Here is a 22,101-nt window from a genome sequence, read left to right on the forward strand (position 1 = left end):
CCCCTTACGCCGCTGGGCTAGTTTGTGCTAAGTCATCAAGTTTAATTTGTAATAACGGGTTGTTTTCAAGGCCGCCATTATCCGCAGCAGCTTGGTATTGGCTGCGTGCTTCTGCCTTATCGCCTTGTGCAGCATAAACATCGCCTTTTAATTCAGCGACTGCAGCAGTAAATGATGCTGGAAGCTGGGCGTTTAGCGTTGTTAACGCTTGCTCATATTGCTTTTGCGCAAGGTGAACACGAGCAAGGCGCGTTGTTGCCGTTGCTTTAAGCTCAGGGTTTTGCTCGTTGGTGATGATCCAGTTAAGCTTTTCGCTTGCCGCATCAAGGTCATTCTTTTCTACGGCTTCTTTTGCCGCAACAAATGCTGTTAGCGTGCTGTAGCTTGACTCGTTATTTTCTTTAATAAACGTATCCGCTTTTTCTAGCACGGCACCGCTTTCAACAAGTTGTGTGAAAGAGTCAGATGCTTTCTCAGCTGTGGTGATTTGGTTTTGGTTATAAGCTTTCCAACCATATAAACCACCTAAACCTGCAACAATACCAATTGCAAGTGCTAAACCATTTTCACGGAAAAAGCGTTTGATCGCTTCTTCTTGTTGTTCTTCTGTTGAATAAATTTCCATGCTTACCTCTGTTGCTAGCTGGGCTTAAATAAGCTCAGCTAGTAGCGTTTTCGCTTCTTCTAGTTTTAAGGTGACTTGTTCTTTACGCTCACGTAAGTACTTAATTGTCACAACGCCTTGTTCTAATTCATCTTCGCCGATAATAACTGCGACTAGCGCATCGCTTTTATCTGCGCGTTTTAATTGCTTTTTAAAGTTGCCACCGCCTGCGTGCACCATAACACGAAGACCTGCAACATCTTTACGTAACTGAGCGGCAATGATAGGCGCTTGAATGCTGGCTTTATCGCCCATGGCTGCCAAATATACATCAGCACTACGGCGGATGTCACCTACACTTTCTAGTGCTTGAAGTAATAACACTAAACGCTCAAGACCCATTGCAAAACCTACCGCTGGTGTTGCTTTACCGCCAAGTTGTTCAACTAGGCCATCGTAACGACCACCGGCACAAACGGTTCCTTGTGCGCCTAGGCTATCGGTTACCCACTCAAAAACGGTGCGGTTGTAATAGTCAAGGCCACGTACAAGCTTTTCATTTACCGTGTATTCGACGCCAGCAGCGTCTAAACGTTCACATAAATTTTCAAAATGTTCTTTTGATTCAGCATCTAAGTGCTCAGATAGTTTAGGCGCATCAGTTAAAATGGCTTGTACATCAGGGTTTTTGCTATCTAACACACGTAAAGGGTTGGTGTGCATACGACGCTTAGAGTCTTCATCAAGTACATCGACGTGTTGCTCTAAGTAAGCAACAAGTGCATCACGGTAGTCTGCACGCGCTTCATTTGAACCCAATGAATTAAGCTCCAGACGAACGTGTTCATTGATACCAAACTCTTTCCATAATTGGGCTGTCAGCAAAATAACTTCTGCATCAATATCAGCAGTGGCAATGCCGAATGTTTCTAAACCAAATTGGTGGAATTGACGGTAACGGCCTTTTTGTGGACGCTCGTGACGGAACATCGGGCCCATATACCATAAACGTTGTTCTTGGTTATACAGTAAACCGTTTTGATTACCTGCACGTACACACACTGCGGTACCTTCAGGGCGAAGAGTTAAGTTATCGCCATTACGGTCAGCAAAGGTGTACATTTCTTTTTCTACGATATCGGTTACTTCACCGATAGAGCGCTTGAATAGGTCGGTTGATTCAACAATTGGAAAACGAATTTCTTGATAACCAAACGATGAAACTGTTTCACGTAAAATGTCTTCTACTTTCTGCCAAATTTGCGTATCGCCTGGCAGACAATCGTTCATACCACGAACTGCCTGAATTTGTTTTGCCACTGATAAATCCTAAATACTGTAATTGCGCTGAAAAAATCGCGCCTCAAGAAAAACTAAAAATTGACCCGCTATTATACCGTTTGGGCTCTAAAGGTAAACGGCAAACCCAAGGGTTTGCCGAGTATATGCGAATTATTCAACGATTTTGATGTCGATTGGCGTTTCTTTCTCTTTTTTAGCGATAAAGTCGCGCACATAGCCTTCAAGTTGGTCGACAATGTTATCGTTATCGATACGTGCTTTTTGACGCTCACCATTGATGTATAAGCCAGAGCGACGGTTCGCACCAGCAAGGCCGATATCACTAACCAGCGCTTCACCAGGGCCATTTACCACACAACCAATCACCGACACTGACATAGGCTCAACCACGTCTTCAAGGCGCTCTTCAAGTTGGTTCATGGTGCTTACCACATCAAACTCTTGGCGTGAGCAGCTCGGGCAAGCAATAAAGTTAATGCCGCGCGAGCGAATGCGTAATGATTTTAAAATATCAAAACCCACTTTGATCTCTTGTACCGGATCGGCAGCAAGTGATACGCGTAATGTGTCACCAATGCCTTCGGCAAGTAGCATACCTAAGCCAACAGCTGATTTAACAGATCCTGAGCGCATGCCGCCTGCTTCGGTAATACCTAAATGCAGTGGCTGGTCGATTTCTTTGGCAAGTAAACGATATGCACCGACCGCTAAAAATACATCTGACGCTTTTACGGATACTTTAAATTGATCAAAGTCTAAACGTTGTAAGATCTCAACATGGCGCATAGCTGATTCAAGCAGTGCTTCTGGTGTTGGTTCGCCGTATTTTTCTTGTAAATCACGCTCTAATGAACCGCCATTAACACCAATACGAATAGGGATGTTGTGCTCACGGGCTGAGTCTACAACGGCACGAATACGCTCTTCGCTACCTATGTTACCTGGGTTAATACGCAAACAATCCGCACCATACTGAGCCACTTTTAACGCAATACGGTAATCAAAGTGAATATCTGTTACTAGTGGAATTGTGACTTGTTCTTTAATGCTTTTAAATGCTTCAGCTGCTTCCATGGTTGGTACAGACACACGCACAATATCGGCGCCAGCATCTTGAATAGCTTGAATTTGTGCAACCGTTGCATCGATATCTAGGGTGTTGGTGTTAGTCATCGACTGAACGGCAATTGGTGCACCATCACCAATTGGCACATTACCTACGTTAATACGGGTCGATTTTCTGCGTTTAATAGGAGATTCTGAAAACATTGCGGTTACTCTGATAACGGTAAAGTAAATTTAGCTAAGCGATTTTTGGCAAAATGTGAGGTATCGACGGCTTGACCTTGAAAAGTAATATCGACTACTTGGTGTTTGCCAAGCACCACACTAAACGGCTGTGGGCCGGTTACTGTCATAACGTAACCTGCTTTTTTAACACCAAAAGCAATACGATCGCCGTTGCCATCGTGAATCTCTACCCAGCTATCTTCATTGAAGTGCATCACCACTTCGCTGTGCTCAGGATCAGCTTTTTTGGTTTGCGGCTGAGCAGTTAATTGGTTTTGTGATGCAGCCTGATTTGCTGCTTCGTTGTTAGTTGTTGGCACAGTTTCTTGTGGCTCAATAACTTCTTTGTCTTCTGTAGGCAATTGAACTGTTTCTTCAACTGGCGCTTCGTCTGCTAAATTAGTGGTTAGCTCATTGCTTTCAAGCTGATTTGGCATCGCCGTCGTTACCGGCTCTTCGATACTTTGATTACTATTTTGCCACCACCAAACGACCGATGAGCCTATAATGACAGCTAAAATAAAATAACTGAACAGCATTAAACGGCTATCGTTTGCTTCTTTTTCGGTGCGACGAGAGAAGCTCTGCATATTAGATTTTTTAGCTGGCTCAACATGCTCAGGTAACAATTCAAGCATGGCTTGGCTATCTATTTTTAGCTCGCGACAATAGCTTCTGATATAACCTTTTACGAAGGTTGCAGGGCCTAGTAACTCATGTTCGTCGTTTTCTAATCGTTGTAATTGTAAAACTGATAATTTTAATGCACCAGCAAGCTGCTCAAGGCTCATTCCTGCATCTTCGCGGCGTTTTTTTAGCGCCTGGCCGAGCGTTTCTTGTGGTTGTTCTAAATTGTTTTCTTCATTCATAATGCGTATGAGTCTGGATCTACCAATAAAAGTCTATGCCCAGGCTTAAGGGCAACATCTGGGCTCAATTTGTTCCAGCGCATTAATTGATCGATTAATACGCTATGCTGCGTGGCAATGTCGTACAAAGTATCACCAGCATTAATGTCGTGGTAAATATTCGGATCATTTAAATAGATGCGAGTACCGTTTTGTACGCGATCCGATTCTTTTAAGCCATTCCACAGCAAAATCTTCTGTAGTTTAACATTGTATCGCACTGAAATGCTAAATAGGTTTTCACCATTTTCAATAATATGGTAGGGGATATTCAGCGCAGGTACACGTGGGTTGAGCATGGGTAATTGTATTTGTTCAGAAGTCACTGAGTACGAGGTTTGACTCGTTTGGCCTGCATGGTTGGATTCTTCGCCAAAGACACTTTCATCTTTTTCAGGCTGATAAAATATCACTGTGCTTTCATTTTTGCTGACAGCTTTTGCAGAAGTCGAAGTTTGTTGCTTAATTTCAGGAGATGTGGGAGCCCCAAAAGAAACAATAGTGACTTCATCGTTAGCTGCTTTAGGTGTTGATATACTTTTCTTTTGTTCTGGTGTTTTTATCGCAAGCGCATTAACAACAGCTTCAGTATCGACAGGCTTAGTTGGAGTTGATGCTATTTTTTTTGACGACTCAGTCTTAAAACCCGAAGCTTCGGGCTGAATCTTTGCTTGCTCTACAACTAGGGCTGGCATGTTTGCAACAGATTGGGTTGATTCGACAGTTTCTTGTTCATTAATTGCAGGCACTTCTGACTTTTGCTGATTCGTAGCATATACTTCTTTTGCATTAGAAGTTTGTACATCTGTCTTATCTACAATTACTGTTTCATTCGCCTTTGTTGGGGCTTTTCTTTTTACGATTCGGATCTTTGGTTGGTCTTTGCTAACCGATGAGTTATCGCTTGAAATCTGGAGCTCTTCGAGTTGAGCTTGACGATATTTTTCTCGTAATATTTCAAACTCTGAACGTTTAACCTGCCCAGAAGAAATGGCTTTAGCTTCGTTTGAGCCGGGGTAAGTTTGTAAAATGATACCTGCAGTTGCTTCGGCTTTTTCTATGTGTCCCATACGTTGCTGGATAAGATAGCTGAGCATAAGTGCACGAGGTGTTACGCGGCCTGTTGATTCATATTTTTCAATGATATCTTCAGCTTTATGTAGATCGCTTTTTGCGTAATACAAACCAGCCAAGCTTATCATTGAAGAAGGGCGCTGCGAGCTGTGATTAAGTGCTGATTTTAGGTATTTTTCCGCATTTTCAAAGTCATCAAATTCAATCGCACATAAAGCTAAGTTTTCGTAACTTTCAGCTACACGGATATAGCTAGGAATTGAAATCGCTTTAAGAAGCTCTTCTGCAGCGCGGTCATACTCACCAATGCCACACAAAAATACACCATAATTGTTTAAGGTGTTTGGATCATTAGGGGCAATTTTCAATGCGCGCTGATAGGCTTTATCGGCAAGTTCTGGTTCATCAACCTGTTGATAGTAATAAGCTAAAGAGTAATGAACTTCAGGGAGGTCAGGTGCAAAATCTGCGGCGCGTTCTAAATTATATTTTGCTTGTGAGTTATTGCCTGTTTTTAAGTACTGTAACGCAAGGGCGATACGGGTACGGGCAGCACCGGTATTGTTAACTTGTTTTTCAACAACGGGTCTGTCGCTACCTTCGTAGCTGTTTTCTGTAACACACCCTGTTAATGCAAATGCACTAACAGTAATGGCAAGTATAGAACGCATTACCTAATCTCTTCTTTGATTCCGTATGCCTATCTTACCGAAAAGCCTTTGTGTTGCATCTATTATTTTAAAAATAACGAGTTTGCCACAAAGGCTTAACTTCAAAAGTTACGCTTATGCTTGGTGAATGTTTACCGCAATTGCGTTATCTTCGCGCATTTTCTTTTTCGCTAAACGTTTAGTACGGTCAACGACATCACCCACTAATTGACCACAAGCTGCATCAATATCATCACCACGAGTACGGCGAACGATACAGGTAATACCTGCTGCTTGTAATACTTTAGAGAAGCGGTCGATACGGCTGTTACTCGAACGGCCATATTCATTACCCGGGAATGGATTAAACGGGATCAGGTTCACTTTTGAAGGTGTACCTTTAAGTGTTTTAACCAATTCGTGGGCTTGGTCGGTACTGTCGTTCACACCTTGTAGCATAACGTATTCGATAGTCACATCTTTGTTTGCTTTAGAACCATCGATATATCGACGACATGCGGCTAAAAACTCTTCAATTGGGTACTTTTTATTAATTGGTACTAGTACATCTCGCAGCTCATTGTTTGGCGCATGCAGTGAAATAGCCAATGCTACGTCAATCTTCTCTTTTAATAGATCAAGCGCAGGAACCACACCTGAGGTACTTAATGTAACGCGACGTTTTGATAAACCAAAACCCCAATCGTCCATCATAAGTTCCATTGCTGGTACGACGTTTTTAAGGTTAAGTAATGGCTCACCCATACCCATCATTACAACGTTAGTTACAGGGCGTTTAGTGCTGTCGCCGTCTAAACCAATATCTTTCGCGACACGCCAAACTTGGCCGATGATCTCAGACACCGCTAAGTTTCGGTTAAAGCCTTGTTGAGCCGTAGAGCAGAAGGTACATTCAAGGGCACAACCTACCTGTGAAGATACACATAAAGTTGCACGGTCTTTTTCTGGGATCCAAACAGCTTCTACTTCTTGGCCACCTTGTAGCATCAGGGCGTATTTAATAGTGCCATCAGTCGCTACTTGTTTAACTGAGATCTCAGGAGCAACAATTTCACATTCAGCTTTTAGCTTTTCTTTCAGCTTTTTGTTGACGTTTGTCATGTCGTCAAAATTGTCTACGCCAAAATGATAAATCCATTTCATCACCTGATCGCCACGGAATGGCTTTTCACCGAATGATACAAAAAGCTCACGCATTGCATCTCGGTTTAAATCTAATAAATTAATCTTTTTTTCAGTGGTCATGAAACAACCTCAATCAGTGACGGTGGTAAGTAGTTTGGGTGCGCGATTGTACATTATTTAATCGACTTAGTCATTAGCTAAACAGATTTACAATGGGCTTAGCTAATGACTAAAAAAGGGCCCGAAAGCCCTTTTTCTTCTGCATCACAGACTTAGCTGTGAACTCGAAATTAACGAGTACGTGGGCAGATTTCTTCGTCAGCGAAGAAGTATGCGATTTCACGTGCAGCTGATTCAACAGCGTCAGAACCGTGAACAGCATTTTCGTCGATGCTGTCTGCGTAGTCAGCACGTAAAGTACCAGCTAGTGCTTCAGCAGGGTTAGTAGCACCCATGATTTCACGGTTTTTAAGTACTGCGTTCTCACCTTCAAGAACAGTAACCATTACTGGACCAGATGTCATGAACTCAACTAAAGCACCGAAGAAAGGACGCTCGCTGTGCTCAGCGTAGAAACCTTCAGCTTTTTCTTTTGAAAGGTGAACCATTTTAGCTGCAACGATTTTAAGACCCGCAGTTTCGAAACGGTTGTAGATAGCACCGATGTGGTTTTTAGCAACTGCATCAGGTTTTACGATTGAAAAAGTACGCTCTAAAGCCATCTTTATGCTCCAATAATTTTAAATTTAAAAGGTTAAATATTAACGGGCGCGAATTATACGCGCTTTACGTGAAAATTCCTAATTTAATTAAATAGTCATTTGATGGCATTTTCATGAATCTAAAAATGTTCAGCAAAACGAGTATAAAATGCGAACACCTTTTACAGTTAAGCACTTGTTTCCACAATGAACTCAGCGTGGTTACGAGTATACATAGCGTGTTTGATATCACAGAAGTGTTTGTTAATGATTTTGATTATTACAGTGATGGCAACTATGCATGTGTAGAGGACTTCGCAAGCGTATTACCCATTACAGCCCCTATATTTATTGAACTAAACCTAACCAAGTTCCTGAAGTTGGAAGTAGTCATATTTTTTAAATCGCTATTAATCAGCTATTGTCGCGGGGGCTTCTCTGCTGACATACCTAATCTCTACTCGCTTACAATTAGCTCACCTAGCTAAGCTAATTAGTAGTAATTCACCCCTCTGCATAATACATCTAAAAAGTGTAAAAACACCAACTTATTCCGTTAACCTCTTGTTCACTTTACGCGGCTTATCTAATTGCTAATGATAAACTATTTCGTTTTAAATTGTTGAAAATTAATAGTATATAATTTCATTGGATCTTTAGCCTATCTTGTTTGTGAGAAATAGCAACAACTAAGTTGTAACTCAAATGTTAAATTTAGGTGTGCAAAACGCTACATAGTTTTTCGTGAATTCTTGAACTTATTCAATCATAAAATATTAGCAATTGGGTTTTTTATAAACAAAAAGTCTTATTTTCATTCGAATAATAAAGGAGAGAATAATGAAACTACGCAGTGCACTTTCTAAGTTGTCATGCGCGTCAGCTTTTGCACTTGGCAGCATGCTAACTTTGAGCCCAGCAGCCAATGCTATGAAACTAAAACAACAAAACTTACAAGAGATGGCCGTTGTTTCACAGAGCATTATTGCCGGGCAGGTAGTAAGCGTAACCGATGGTTTTGACAACAACCGTCCCTATACCGAAGTGACTATTCAGGTTTCGTCAGATGCTAAAGGTAAGTTAAAAGACGATTCAAATTACACCTTCCGTCAGTTTGGCCTAATCAAGCCTCGCTCAATGGGTAATGGCAAGGTGTATCTGGGGGTAACCCCTGATGGCTTTGCAAAATGGCATGAAGGAGAAAATGTCATTGCGTTTATGTATAAACCAGCATCTATTACTGGTTTTCAAACAACGGCTGGCATGGCGCAAGGTAAGTTTATTGTTCGTGATGGCAAGGTTCTTAACCAGTTTGCGAATAGTGGATTATTTGAAGGCATGGACACTGCTAATTTTTCGCATGAAGAGCGTAATATGCTGACTAACCCTCAAAACATAAACGTGGATGAATTTATGCACTTAGTTGGCAAATTAGCGGGAGAAAAATAATGATGAGATTTACGAAACTTGCTGCAAGTATTGCATTGGCATCGCTTTCTACAACTGCATTAGCAGGTGGGCCTTTATATATTCATGATAAAACCATGCAACCTTATAAATGGGATACCTCAAAAGGTGACATTCCAGTTTGGACTGATGGGGGGCAACTAATTAAAGATAAGAATGGGAAAGATGTTCAGTCATTTACTGTTTTAGAGAAGGGAACAATCTTTAATGTCGATATCACATTGCCTGATGGCACTGTGTTGCCCAAAGATGTAGCGTTAGAGCGTGATTATACTTTTTTGACAATTGCACAAGCTAATGCCGTAACAGCAGAGGCTGTTGCGCAGTGGTCAAATGTTGAAACATCGACCCTAACAATGTCTGTGGCGGGTACGATAGAAAGTCAAACAGGGATCCGCGATGTCAATGCATCGAATGTAGACCAGATTTATAATGCAGAAAACGGTTATGGTTTTTGGGTTAACTACGACACTGATGGTGCTATCTTAGAAAATTATTTTGGTATTCCACGCGACCAAGTACTAGGTATTGCTTTTCCTGAATGGGCTGATGAAGAAACCGGTGAAATTACTGAAGCAACGGCTTTAATGAATGGTTGGTATATCGATATTAATGATACAGAAGGGAAGATGGTACAAGGTGTGTTCACCCATGAGTTTGGCCACGCGATGAATATGTCTCACTCTCAAGCAAATGGTCATTTTACCTATATTGCAACGCCATGGTATCAAATGCACGATGGTGTTGCAGGCTGTACGGGAACAACAGCTTACACCGGTCGTGGTCAAGCACCGACTGATAGTATTGAAACAATGTTTCCTTTTATTAATGTTCGCAGCATTGAAGGACAAGAGCAGGGAACAGTTAATGTTCGAGATGACATTGTAAATATCTCTGATTTATACCCAAGCGCAAGTTATCTCAGTGAGTATGGAACTATAAAAGGAAAGCTATTTACAAAAGAAGGCGTTGAATATTCAGGTATGAATATGGTTGCACGTAATCTTGATAATCCTTTGTACGATGTGATCACTCAACAAAGTGGTAATTTAACTCAAGGTCGTATTGGCCCAGACGGTTCTTTTACAATTAATGGTTTGACGCCTGGTGGGCGTTACGCACTTTACATGGACCCAATTAGAGCTGGCGGCTACCCAACGACACCTACCGATATTATTTCCGTGAATGAATATTGGAATGAAGGCGAAAGCAGTTCTCCAGCACTGGATGATGCTTGCAACATGACACCTATCGTCGTTGCAGGAGGTGAAACTAAAGAAGTCGCTATGTATTTCAATGGCTATAATGATGGCATTCAATATACGCCTTTAGTTTCTGCATGGGTAAGTGATCATGCAAAAAATGGTAAAAGGGCGTTTGGTACAACGCAGGGAGGCACGCCGTTTGTTTATGATAGCAATCATAATACTTTTGAGACATTAACGACGCCAGAGGGTTACGCGGTTTTGTCTGCCACCAACGCGGCAATGAACAAAAATGCAACCAAAGCGGCTGTGATTGCAGATCTTGATAATGATGGTGTAGGCCAAGGTGCTGTTTGGGATATTCGCTCAAATAAATTAATTGAACTTGAAGATCCAACCAATAACACCTGCTCTTTAGGTGGCCAGCAAGGCGTAAGCTCGCACTCTATTTGGGATATGGATGATCTGGGCCACAAGGTAGTTGGTAACTCTCGAAAACCTAATGCTGGCGGGGATGAGTGTGCTGTTGGTGAAGGAGCCAGTTCGTATGGCGTGCCCACTGTATGGAATACAAAAACAGGAAAGGCAACTTTATTAACAGATGGTATAGAGTTCATTCCTAGTAGTTATGGAACAGTACAAGCTTTGATCAATGGTGAACGAACTGAAGCGTGGGTACGTGCCGATCGCGTATCTGGTAATGGCCGCACTGTGACAGGATCTGGTAATAATAATAACTCACAGCTCGCTTGGGTGGATGGAAAATTACGTGATACTTACAAAGAGTTTGGAGCGTTAAATTCATCGGTGATCTCAGTTGATGGTGAGCTTGTCGCCTTTGGTACACAAAGGGGGTTTGGTCGTAGTGCCTTCGGTGAAGGCGTTAAAGTGTGGAATACCGTAACAGATGAAGTAACCTTGTTAGGTGGTTTACGCTGGTGTGAGGATGTACCGTATTTTTACTTTAATAATAATTTATGCGCATCACCATTTAATCAAACCCACGAAGATATCGTTCAAACCGCAGGCTTACCACTAAATATGGTTTTGGATGCGAATGATGATTTGTCGGTCATAACTGGTCGTGTGTTAATTAATGGTATGCCTGCAGGGGCAACGATTTATATTGACGGATTAGGATGGATGACTGGGGAAGAGTTCTTCACTAAACAAGGTGTTGTAGAAGCAACTAACTTGATGACTAATGGTATTTTTGGCGTAAGCAGTGATGGTTCTGAAATGATGGCCGGGGTTGTAGGTTTGCCTACACCATTAACCATTGAGGTTGATGCAAATAAGGCCTTTGTGTGTGATAAAGGGCAAGATCGTGAGCTTAGTTTTCCTAAGCAAGTGGTTAAAGCTGTTAAAGCTGGTGCCAAGTTTGGCCGCTGTGCACACTTAGATACATAGCCTTTAATTACTGTATTAGTTGCCAAAGGCTCATAAATATTTTATGAGCTTTTTTCATATCAGTGTCATAAATATGTGATAAATTTTAATAAGTTACAAATATACTAACAGCTTGTATTGAGAGTTTTGCTTTCTTCATATAGCAAAATTACCTAATAGAAAGTGATGGTTAAGTGATATTATTAGCAATTCCAAACCAATTACCCTGGATAGTTAATTGAGTTTGATCTAAAAAGGTGGCCATAGGATTGGTCACCTTTTTTCTTTTTATAGGCTCACAGCTGGTTTGCTAAGTTTCTATCAAGCATGATCTAGATCAATAAAATTACTGGGCAGGTTATTATACTGCCGCGCTTCATTATCGTATTAATTCATGCAACCGACTTGTACTCGGTTCGATGTGTGGAGCTTTCATGTCGTCACCTATTTTGACCCCTCGTCCTTTTACGCCTGAGTTGTTATCACCTGCGGGTAGTTTAAAGAATATGCGTTATGCCTTTGCCTATGGTGCAGATGCCGTTTACGCTGGCCAACCTCGTTATAGCCTTCGTGTTCGTAACAATGAGTTTGACCTAGATAACCTGCAAATCGGTATTAACGAAGCCCATGCGCAAAATAAAAAATTGTATGTAGTGTCGAACATTGCTCCTCACAATGCCAAGGTAAAATCGTATTTACGCGACATTGAGCCAGTCATTGAAATGCAGCCAGATGCGCTGATCATGTCTGATCCAGGCCTAATTATGCTAGTGCGTGAAAAATGGCCAGATATGCCTATTCACTTATCTGTGCAGGCCAATGCGGTAAACTATGCCACAGTGAACTTTTGGGCTCAGCAGGGTATTGAACGAGTCATTTTATCGCGCGAATTGTCGCTTGAAGAAATCGCTGAAATTCGTGAACTATGTCCAAATACAGAACTTGAAGTGTTTGTTCACGGTGCACTTTGCATGGCATATTCTGGCCGTTGTTTGTTATCGGGTTATATTAATAAACGCGATCCAAACCAAGGAACGTGCACTAATGCATGTCGTTGGAACTACGATGTGAAACCAGGCACCGAAAATGAAACCGGCGAAATGGTACATAAAATCGACCCTAAAGCGGTGATCCCAACTCTAGGAGATGGTGTCCCAAGTAACGAAGTATTTATGCTTGAAGAGCAGGGCCGTCCTGGTGAGTATATGCCTGCTTTTGAAGACGAGCATGGTACTTACATAATGAACTCAAAAGATTTACGTGCAGTTCAATATGTTGATCAACTAACGAAAATGGGCGTGCATAGTTTAAAAATTGAAGGCCGCACTAAGTCTTTCTACTATGTTGCACGTACTGCGCAAGTGTATCGTAAAGCCATTGATGATGCCGTTGCTGGTCGTCCATTTGACGCAAACTTATTTAAAACCCTCGAAAACTTAGCGCACCGTGGTTATACCGAAGGATTTTTAAAGCGCCACGCACATCAAGACTATCAAAACTATGAATACGGTCATTCGGTGTCAGATAAACAGCAGTTTGTGGGTGAAGTATTAGGCCGCAACGATAATGGCTTAGTTGAAATTGATGTGAAGAATAAGTTCTGTACTGGTCATTCATTAGAATTAATGACACCAAAAGGGAATATTAACTTCAAGCTAGACTTTATGGAAAACAAAAAAGGCGAAGCCATTAGCGATGCAAAAGGTTCGGGCCATATTGTTAAAATCCCTCTACCAGAAGATATCGATTTAGAGCACGCAATTTTGATGCGGAATCTCGATGCCGACCAAGATACCCGTAACCCATTTAATAAAGCTTAATAGAAGATGCGCTAAGTCATACTTAGCGCAATTATCTCTTATAACTGTTGTTGCCTTAGCCTTTGCATATCTTTTTGCGGTGGCAGGCCAAATAAACGGCTGTACTCGCGACTAAATTGCGAAGGGCTTTCGTAACCAACCACACCACTTGCTTGACCAGCATCAAGACCATTGATCAGCATTTGATCGCGAGCCTCTTGTAAGCGTAAGGTTTTTAAATACTGCAATGGGCTGGTGCCAGTAATGGTTTTAAAGTGCTGGCGAAATGTTGATGAGCTCATATGCGCTTGTTTTGCTAACTCGTCAATTTGTACTGGGCGCATAAAGTTGGTTTTAAGCCAGCTCACAACTCTGACAATATGACTACTTGGTGACCCCTCTGATGCCAGTTTTCTAAGGTGAGGCCCGTGAGGTCCCTGTAAAAGGCGAATAACAATTTCTTTCATGAGTAATGGCTGTAAGCCGTCGCGAAGTGCAGGGTTATATTCAAGCTCAAATAACCGAGTGAGTGCATCAGTGAGTCCTGCATCGATATTATGAATAGAAATCGGCGCAAACGTTTCGTTGCGTGATTGTTTTGGCAGTTTAAGTTCTGCGGCTGTTTGCAAAATTAAGTTGTAATCAAGTTTTAGCACCATGGCAACAAATGGCTGGTGGCGTGTTGCTTCGGTCACATGGGATACCACAGGTAAGTCGAAAGTTGTTAACATGGTTTGCCCACCAGCGCAGGGCAGGACACTGTTTTCGACTGAAAGCATTTTTGCACCTTGCAGCACCACCGCAAGGCTTAATGTGTAAATACAATGCAAGGGGTCGGTTGGGGCGTGACGAATATGTAATGTGAGCTCTGGCGTATGAGAGGTAATATCACCCGCTTTATTAGCGAATAACATAATTTTTTGCGCGAGTGGTTTAGCAATTTCTTGATGGTTGGTGTCTATCATGTTTAAAACTCACGGTTAGTTATCTTGGCTGTCAAATTTATCAAGCATATCTTGGCTACTAATTTGAGAGCCCATACGGCCACGATTCACGTACCTGTGAGAAAACGTTTTTGCGCCATTTGCCCGAACTAGTTTTTCAAAATCATCAATAAAATGCTGTTCGAACTTACTATTAAAGGTATTAAATAAAATCACATTTTTACCTGAAAAGTCATTATTTTTTGCAAACTGCCATATCGGTGGGGCAGGGCTGTATAGCCAAATAGGCGAGCCTAAATAAATGGTGTGGTACTTCTCAAGGTTAATATTGCTCGGGGTAATTGTTGCTACGTTGCTTCTGGCATCATTAAGAGCGGCTATCCAACCAGGAATACCTAGTTCGTAATCGGTAGCCGTTATCTCAAACAGCTCCGCGTTATGCTTTTGCGCTATGTGATCTGCTAAAACCCCAGTATTCCCAGAGCGAGAAAAAACCACGACGGCTGTTTTGGCATCAAGCGTGATTTTCGGCTCAGCATTTTGTAGACGTAAGCTGTTTTTAGCATGCTGTGATTTTTCTGTTTGTGTGACCCAAATGGCAAGAGATAAAAGCCCTAATACGACCACTGCGAGTATTATAAATAGCCATTTAATCATTCTGTTAACTCCTAAAATCGCAAATTCAAATCAACAACAAAAGTAAGTTAGGCCAAGCATGAGGCCTAACTTCTTTGCTTTATGCATGCTCAGCTTACAAGTGCCTTTTTATAAATGCTTGGTTAAAAAAGGCAGTATCTGCTGCATCGCTAGCGCAACTGGCTCAGGCTTATCGTACAGGTCATAGTGCGACCATTCTTCTAGTTCAACGAGTTGTCGGTCTTTTGATGCAAATGATTTTCCGTAAATTTCTTTACCGTCACGGTATGCACCAAATGCCCCTACTTTTTGACCAATTACAGCCATCATAGGTTGGGTCATTAATGTTTCGGCAAATGCGAAGGCGTCCCAAGTGAGAGTTTTTTGTGCATGAGAAAATAACATACGTGTTGCGCCACCTTCACTTTGACCACGCGATGTTTTGTAGTAATCAGTCGCTTCGAAAACATCACGTTCAGTCAGGCCATTGTCGCGGGCAAACTCAATGCTTGGTGGGAGTAATTCGTTAACTTGTAAATCACCACCAAGTGCTTCAGCAGTTCGTTGTGCCGCCATCGCTTCAAGTGCGCCAAGCGGGTTAAACTCGGTGAATGCTTCTCTAAATAGACGACCTAAATTAACCGGCGTAATGCCGACCACGGCTTTTACGCGTTTTTCAGTCAGTGCAGAGTTAAATACATAAGCACCCCCACCACATACCCCAATGCTACCAATGCGCTCGTTATCGACATAAGGCAGTGTCACCGCATAATCAATAACATGGCTAATATCTTCAACACGTTGTGATGGATTTTCAATAAAGCGAGGTGTACCGCCAGATTGACCTTGATAGCTGGCATCGAAGGCAATAACCACATAACCCGCTTCAGCAAGTGCTTTACCATATACACTACTTGAGGTTTGTTCTTTACAGCTACCAAATGGGTGAACACTGATCATGGTTGGGTAGGTTTTTGACTCATCAAAATTAGCAGGTGTTAAAACAAGTGCTGAGATAGCCCAAGCCATATCGTGGTTTTGAATACTAACTGTTTGAATGTTCATATTTTTCTCCTAAATACCGTTTAGGTATGAGCCCTGTTTGGGCTCATACGGATTAATAATTACAGATTGCTTGTAAAGAAAGGGGCTAATACGCTGATTGCTTCAGTGATTTCACTTTCGCCATCGTATAGGTCCATGTGGTTCGCACCTTCAACGATGTACATTTTTTTGCTGCTTGATGCTGCGCGCGCCATTAGGTCATCGCTCATCCACTTGCTGCCTGCATTGCTGCCGACGACGGTCAGTAATGGTTGCGTTAAAAATGCTTCAGCTTTAAAGAATGCATCATAAGTGATGATTTGATTTAAGCTGCGTGCAGTCGCAAAACCCGGTGCAGTGCAATAAGCTGCGCGGTCTGTGTGGTAGTATTCCCACGCTTGGCGAAGCTCTTCGTTTGGTGCATCTTCTTCTTTAAGTGGTGCCATTGGGATGGTCGCAATCTCGTTACCACTTGCATCCGATGTGCGAGAATCAGAGCCAGCTTGGATATATGGGATAGCGTCGCTGTCTTTTACATTGTTATCCCAGCCATTACGGAACATTTGGCCAATATTTACCATGCTGACTGTGCCAACGGCTTTAATACGGCGGTCGTTAATTGCAGCATTTGCGGTGTAACCTGCACCCGCACAGATCCCCATTGCGCCAATGCGATCATTGTCTACATAAGGTAAGGTCGTTAAGTAATCGATTACTGCACTCACATCCTCGGTACGAACATGTGGGTTTTCAAGTTGGCGTGGCTCGCCTGTGCTTTCACCTTGGTAAGATGCATCGTATGCAATAGCGACAAAACCTTGCTCAGCTAGTTTACGTGCGTAAGTCCCTGCTGTTTGCTCTTTAACACCACCACCTGGGTGCGATACGACAACGGCTGGGTATGTTTTTGTTTCATCAAAATCAGCAGGTAAATTTAATAAGCCCGCGATAGTAATATCTAAACCGTTCGTGTTTGGAAAAGTAACTTTGTTCATGAGCGTAAATCCTCTTTGGGTTAATAAGTAAGGACAGAGACTATTCTCGATTGCAGAGCTGTTTGCTTTGCGTCCTTGATTGAGATTAAGTATAGGAGTGGGCTGAAACGAATGTTTGCCTAAAATGACAGGGTGTTTGTCTAAAATGCCGAAAAAGCACTATGGCAGGCAATCGGAAAATGACCAGGATAGATTGGGAATTTACTTAATTGCTTGAAATGGTCGGGTTTGTAGGGTGTTTAGAGTGCTTGCTCTACATGATGACAGTGATGGGATTTTATTTCTAAAATCGAAATACCGCTTGCTTTATAAGTATAAGGCTCTTAATTAGGCTGTGATTGCCTATTTTTATTGCCGTAAGCCAATTAATAGGCAGTGTAACGACGCTTATTTTTTAAATTGACTGGCAAGCTCTGCAAGCGACACTTCAGCAAAACGTTTTAATAACAGGGCTTCTGCATCGTCCATTGCGTTTTGCAGGGCGCTGTTAACTGCATGTTCGATAGGGCAGTTGCTGTGCTCATCGGTTAGACCAATTACAAACAGGTTCTTTTCGCCAAGCGCTTGGTGAATATCAAATAAAGTGATGTCTGTTAAGGGAGTGGCCAGTAGCCAGCCGCCATTGTGGCCTTTGATTGCCGACACATAACCTGCTTGGCGCAGTAACGCCATTGTACGGCGCACGACCACAGGGTTGGTCATTAACATGTTTGCTAATGTCTCTGATGTAATAGGGTGGCTGTAACTGTCTAAATGGATCAGCACATGCAAAACCCGTGATAATCGGCTGTCTTTTCTCATCTTAAGTCGTCAATATGCGTTTTTTGCAGTGTATCACGAACTGCTTAATATTGACCGTTTGAATTACCAAACTAACGCTCACTAAACTAATTCCAAGCCAGCCAATTTGCTGAAATTGCTCATTTAAAATCACAATAGCCAGTACGGTGGCGATAATCGGCTCAAGTAAAGTAATGAGCACGGCTTGGCTAGCCGCGATGGTTTTTAAGCCAATACTAAATAGCCAATAACCTAAAAACATCGGCACAATGGCCATGTAAAGCGCCACGCTGGTATTGGTAACTGTGGCAAAAAGCGTATCTCCAGTGATCAATAACGAAGGCAAGAGTACACATGCAGCGCCGCCAAATAAGCTTGCCATGGTCGCTCTTGAATGAACGCCGTTGCTAATTAAGCGTTTGGCAACCCATGAATAGCCCGCATAGGTAAGCCCTGCAATTAAGCCAAGTAAAATGCCGATGTTTTGGCTAAACAGCCCCGTAGCGGCAAGGTTATGCTCTTTACCTGACGCGATTAAGCCAATGCCAATCGCACCAAAGCAAAAGCTGACTAGCCAGCGAGTTGTAATGGGCTTTTTCTCAATTAAGTATTCTAATAAGACGGTAAATAAAGGGGCGCTGGCAATCGAAACAACAGTGCCAATAGCCACACCAGCGCTATTCATCGAGGTATAAAATGCCAGCGGATAAATAGCAACACAGGCTGAGCCAAGTAGGGTTAGGGGGTAGTGCTTACGCAGTGTACTTGCATTGTTTATTAGCTGAGTTAGTGAGGTTAAGCAAAGTAATACGCCGCCAAACCCCATCGCAAACGCACCTATTGCAAAAGGGCTAATGTTTGGTGCAAAGCTTGCGGCTGTGCCTGTTGTGCCCCAAAACACACTGGCAACTAAAACGGCAATGGTCGCGATGGTATGGTTCATTGATGATTCGCTTTAAATTTAAGATATCAAAAGCATAATCAAAATTGATGCAAGGTTTTTGACAAAAAGGACGGTTTTGTTGGCGTTAAAAACTAAAGTTACTTTTTGAATTTACTCGGTGATAAGCCAAAGTACTTTGAAAAACTACGGCTAAAAGATGAAAGCTCATTGTAACCAACTAACTCACTAATACGCTGCAACGGGTAGTCGGTATGACTGAGTAAGGCTTGGGCTTTTTCCATTCGCTGTTTAGTTACATAGTTCATGACAGTTAATCCGGTTTGTTGCTTAAACAGCAGCTTAAATTGCGTAGGGCTTAAACAGGCAATGCTGGCAAGGTGTTTGATATGAAGAGGAGTACCTAAGTGACTGTCAATATAAAGCAGTGCCTCGCTAATACGGCTGTCGACCTTAGGCTGCATAATTTGCTCAGCTAACAGCAAGTCGAAGGTGTTAAACATGGCAAGTTCTAATTCACGATTAACCGCTTGCTCAAGTTGCTTTGCCACAAACTGCAAAAATGCCCAAAGTGATTGATTAATAGCAAACACGCAGCGCTCAGCAGTGGCCAGGTTATCTGGTAGCTTTGGCATATCGGCCACCACAAATCGGGCTTCTGGCATTGCGGTAAACAGGTGTGTTTGCGAGGCTTTGACAACCACGCATTCACCGGGAGCGACTTTACCTTGAAAATCACCCACACTAATGGCAATCACACCTTTTAAGGGCAGTACAAGTTGATGATAGTCATGGCTATGACTAACAGGCTTAGTACTGTAAGAACGAATAGATAGATTGCCTTGCATCGTTTTGTGATAACCGTTTGCTGAATAAGGCTATTATGCCTGTTTGCTAGGGATGATCAATTTTAGGCCATTAACGGGGTTAGCACATGCTCGTAGGCAATCATTAGCGCAACATAAACCAACAAAACAGCCATCAATTTATTAAACACATTAAAAACACCCGGCCGTGATACTTGTTTGCCAAGCATTAAGCCCGCTAACGAGTAACTTGTAGGCGCACCAAAGGCAAGAATGGCTAAAATAAGAGACCAAAATACGATTGCAGCGCCGGTAATATCTGCGCTTGGGAACTGAATCGTAGCAATTGGCAAAGTGGCCACCAAGGCTTTTGGATTTAATAGCTGCATAAACAGGCCATTGAAAAAGCTAAGTGAGGCATCCGCTGAGGTATCATTCACCTGTACTTTTGCTTTTGCAACCTTCCAAGCAATATACAAAATATAGCCGCAACCAATTAAGCTCACATAAGGCAAAAACTGCGGATTGATCACTTGTAAGCCAAGGTAGCCAAGCAGCACAAATAAGATAAACATCGCGCTACCCACGCCGATAAAAAACCCAAGGTGTGAACGAGTTTGTTTATTTAAGCCACTGCTTAAACCGAGTAAATTGATTGGCCCAGGGGTGTACATAATGCCAATAGCATATGCAAAAATATCTGCCATAACAGCTCCAAATCAGTCATTTAGCTCTATCTTCGAGCCCATTGCAGTTGAAATTGTTTTGGTGTCATACCAAATACTCGTTTGAAGTTACGATTGAGGTGGCTGGCATCTGCAAAACCAGATTCAACCGCCACGCTGGTGGCATCGCGGCCAACTTGTAACGCTCTACGGGCATAATTAATACGACAGTTCAAAACATATTGATGTGGAGTAATACCGAAGTGCTCGCGAAAGCGGCGGATAAAATGAAACTTCGACATAGTGGCAGCATGGGCAATGTCATCAATAGCAATGTCATTGTCGATATTTGCCAAAATATAGTCTTTTGCGCGCAGAAGTAAGCTATCAACTCGGGTGCTTAAAGTTGGCAAATCAAGACTGCCGTTGAGCCTGACTAAAGACTGCGCCATTTGCAATACTGCAGCTTCTCGCTCTATTTTGCTGGTGCTATTGGTTTGTAAAAGCATTGATAAATTAATCACTTGATTACGCAGTAATGGATCAGCATACAAGGTGTTTGCCATACGTAATGTGCAGTCTTGCTTATACCCTAGCGCTTTGAACAACGGCTGAAATTCATCGGGATGAATATAAAGCATTAGATACTCTAGGTTTTGCTCAGTGCCAGAGTGACCATCGTGAATATCTTCAGGGTTAAACAAAATGACATTGCCAGGTACGCTTTTATAAAACGCATTACGACAAAAGAAATCTTGCCGCCCTTGTAGAGTAATACCAATTGAATACTCTTCGTGAGCATGTTTTGCATAGGTAAAATCACTCATAGTCGCAGTCAACATCGAGATGCTCTGATGCTGTTCGTTGTTAATGAACTTAAAGTGATTGTCTTTGCTCACAGGTGCTCCTGAAGGGTGTGCGCTTCGTTATTATTCCTACGCCAATATAGCGAAGCTGGCAACCTAAAAACTTGAACAAAATTGCTGTTTTAATTTATTCAGAGGTACAGACAAGTTCTAATTCAGTGTCTTTAAATTCAGCGAGTTTTATATCGTTTTTCTTGGCATCAGTAACTAAAACAGAAATAGCGTCTAACGCTGTCACTTTATGCCTTGCGACTGAAGACAGTTTTTCTTCAGTAACGGCGATTAATACATTATTGCTTTGTTTTACTATAGCGTGTTTAAACTGTGCATCTTCAACGTCAAACGCTGAAACACCCACCTCGACATCGATTGCGCAAGCGCCTAAAACTGCTAGGTCAAAATGCATTGTTTGTAATTGCTTTAACGAGCAACTACCAATTGCAGCGCCTTGTTGCTTACTTATTTTTCCACCTAATAGAATTACATCACATTGTTGATGTGATTGTAGTGCAATAGCAATTGCAGGCGTGTGGGTAACCACCGTTAAGGCAAGATCGTGTGGGATCTTACTTGCAATGGCTAAATTGGTACTGCCAGAATCAATAAATACAAATGCATGCTCTTTAAAGTAAGGAATACACGCTTTAGCTAAAAGCTGCTTACGGTCACTATTTAAAACCATTCGTTGCACTAAACTGCCATCATTTTGTGCATTAATGACAGCGCCGCCATACACTTTTTTACACACCCCTTGATTTGCTAATTCTTGCAGATCTCGGCGGATCGTATGTTCTGAGACATTAAGTTCTTTGGCTAATTGAACACACACAACTCGGCCGGTTTGTTGTAAATGATCTTTGATCAGTGCTTGCCTCTGATCTGGGAATGAAGCATAATCGAGCATAAATAATCATAATTGAGCAGTTTAA

Annotated in this window: 20 protein-coding genes; 3 read left to right on the forward strand and 17 right to left on the reverse strand. The window is 42.2% G+C overall.

The genetic code is table 11. The features are described from left to right. Nucleotides 1–4 precede the first annotated feature (4 nt). The 7 genes from NO991_RS00825 to ndk form a co-directional block, all read right to left on the reverse strand. Complete coding sequence (locus NO991_RS00825) at nt 5–625, reverse strand: tetratricopeptide repeat protein (protein WP_187489352.1); 621 nt, start codon at nt 623–625, stop codon at nt 5–7. Nucleotides 626–649: 24 nt separating this feature from the next. Further along, on the reverse strand, nt 650–1,924 hold the full coding sequence (hisS, locus tag NO991_RS00830; protein ID WP_055022058.1) for a histidine--tRNA ligase: 1,275 nt from the start codon (nt 1,922–1,924) through the stop codon (nt 650–652). Between the two features lie 132 nt (nt 1,925–2,056). Then, on the reverse strand, nt 2,057–3,175 hold the full coding sequence (gene ispG / locus NO991_RS00835; protein WP_054553525.1) for a flavodoxin-dependent (E)-4-hydroxy-3-methylbut-2-enyl-diphosphate synthase: 1,119 nt from the start codon (nt 3,173–3,175) through the stop codon (nt 2,057–2,059). 5 nt (nt 3,176–3,180) lie between these two features. Continuing rightward, nucleotides 3,181–4,065 (reverse strand): RodZ domain-containing protein, encoded by an 885-nt coding sequence (locus tag NO991_RS00840; protein WP_371351547.1) that lies wholly within the window; start codon nt 4,063–4,065, stop codon nt 3,181–3,183. After that, nucleotides 4,062–5,849, reverse strand: a complete 1,788-nt coding sequence (gene pilW, locus NO991_RS00845) for a type IV pilus biogenesis/stability protein PilW (RefSeq protein WP_371351548.1) — start codon at nt 5,847–5,849, stop codon at nt 4,062–4,064. Before pilW ends, NO991_RS00840 begins: the two co-directional genes overlap by 4 nt. A 114-nt stretch (nt 5,850–5,963) precedes the next feature. After that, nucleotides 5,964–7,094 (reverse strand): bifunctional tRNA (adenosine(37)-C2)-methyltransferase TrmG/ribosomal RNA large subunit methyltransferase RlmN, encoded by a 1,131-nt coding sequence (locus tag NO991_RS00850; RefSeq protein ID WP_054553528.1) that lies wholly within the window; start codon nt 7,092–7,094, stop codon nt 5,964–5,966. A gap of 170 nt (nt 7,095–7,264) precedes the next feature. Next, complete coding sequence (gene ndk / locus NO991_RS00855) at nt 7,265–7,696, reverse strand: nucleoside-diphosphate kinase (RefSeq protein ID WP_036972405.1); 432 nt, start codon at nt 7,694–7,696, stop codon at nt 7,265–7,267. A gap of 819 nt (nt 7,697–8,515) precedes the next feature. Here ndk and NO991_RS00860 point away from each other — a divergent pair. The 3 genes from NO991_RS00860 (at nt 8,516) to yegQ (ending at nt 13,556) form a co-directional block, all read left to right on the forward strand. Beyond that, nucleotides 8,516–9,124: a hypothetical protein gene (locus NO991_RS00860; protein ID WP_371351549.1), complete on the forward strand. Its 609-nt coding sequence runs from the start codon at nt 8,516–8,518 to the stop codon at nt 9,122–9,124. Continuing rightward, entirely contained in the window at nt 9,124–11,757 is a 2,634-nt protein-coding gene (locus NO991_RS00865; protein ID WP_371351550.1) for a hypothetical protein, read from the forward strand. The genes NO991_RS00860 and NO991_RS00865 overlap by 1 nt, the downstream gene beginning before the upstream one ends. A gap of 413 nt (nt 11,758–12,170) precedes the next feature. Then, entirely contained in the window at nt 12,171–13,556 is a 1,386-nt protein-coding gene (yegQ, locus tag NO991_RS00870) for a tRNA 5-hydroxyuridine modification protein YegQ (RefSeq protein WP_166338425.1), read from the forward strand. Between the two features lie 38 nt (nt 13,557–13,594). Here yegQ and NO991_RS00875 read toward each other — a convergent pair whose 3' ends face one another. The 10 genes from NO991_RS00875 to NO991_RS00920 all read right to left on the reverse strand — a co-directional run bounded on the left by NO991_RS00875 (nt 13,595) and on the right by NO991_RS00920 (nt 22,076). Further along, entirely contained in the window at nt 13,595–14,500 is a 906-nt protein-coding gene (locus tag NO991_RS00875; RefSeq protein ID WP_300417664.1) for an AraC family transcriptional regulator, read from the reverse strand. 15 nt (nt 14,501–14,515) lie between these two features. Continuing rightward, complete coding sequence (locus tag NO991_RS00880; protein WP_300542751.1) at nt 14,516–15,136, reverse strand: flavodoxin; 621 nt, start codon at nt 15,134–15,136, stop codon at nt 14,516–14,518. 108 nt (nt 15,137–15,244) lie between these two features. Then, nucleotides 15,245–16,180 (reverse strand): alpha/beta hydrolase, encoded by a 936-nt coding sequence (locus NO991_RS00885; RefSeq protein WP_367278477.1) that lies wholly within the window; start codon nt 16,178–16,180, stop codon nt 15,245–15,247. A 59-nt stretch (nt 16,181–16,239) separates the two neighbouring features. Beyond that, nucleotides 16,240–17,154, reverse strand: coding sequence for an alpha/beta hydrolase (locus tag NO991_RS00890; protein WP_138617873.1), 915 nt, complete (start codon nt 17,152–17,154; stop codon nt 16,240–16,242). A gap of 387 nt (nt 17,155–17,541) precedes the next feature. After that, nucleotides 17,542–17,955 carry an Rrf2 family transcriptional regulator gene (locus NO991_RS00895; protein WP_194441243.1) on the reverse strand — a complete coding sequence of 138 codons (414 nt, stop codon included), beginning with the start codon at nt 17,953–17,955 and terminating at the stop codon, nt 17,542–17,544. A 1-nt stretch (nt 17,956) separates the two neighbouring features. Then, nucleotides 17,957–18,877 carry a DMT family transporter gene (locus NO991_RS00900; RefSeq protein ID WP_300542755.1) on the reverse strand — a complete coding sequence of 307 codons (921 nt, stop codon included), beginning with the start codon at nt 18,875–18,877 and terminating at the stop codon, nt 17,957–17,959. Between the two features lie 98 nt (nt 18,878–18,975). After that, complete coding sequence (locus NO991_RS00905) at nt 18,976–19,683, reverse strand: AraC family transcriptional regulator (RefSeq protein WP_300358143.1); 708 nt, start codon at nt 19,681–19,683, stop codon at nt 18,976–18,978. 62 nt (nt 19,684–19,745) lie between these two features. Continuing rightward, nucleotides 19,746–20,348, reverse strand: a complete 603-nt coding sequence (locus tag NO991_RS00910) for a LysE family translocator (protein WP_300358145.1) — start codon at nt 20,346–20,348, stop codon at nt 19,746–19,748. 26 nt (nt 20,349–20,374) lie between these two features. After that, nucleotides 20,375–21,205 (reverse strand): AraC family transcriptional regulator, encoded by an 831-nt coding sequence (locus NO991_RS00915; RefSeq protein ID WP_300358148.1) that lies wholly within the window; start codon nt 21,203–21,205, stop codon nt 20,375–20,377. A 94-nt stretch (nt 21,206–21,299) separates the two neighbouring features. Beyond that, on the reverse strand, nt 21,300–22,076 hold the full coding sequence (locus tag NO991_RS00920) for a DeoR/GlpR family DNA-binding transcription regulator (protein WP_300358151.1): 777 nt from the start codon (nt 22,074–22,076) through the stop codon (nt 21,300–21,302). Nucleotides 22,077–22,101: the final 25 nt, after the last annotated feature.

The organism is Pseudoalteromonas sp. DY56-GL22 (genome assembly GCF_041414715.1).
GTDB lineage: Bacteria > Pseudomonadota > Gammaproteobacteria > Enterobacterales > Alteromonadaceae > Pseudoalteromonas > Pseudoalteromonas simplex.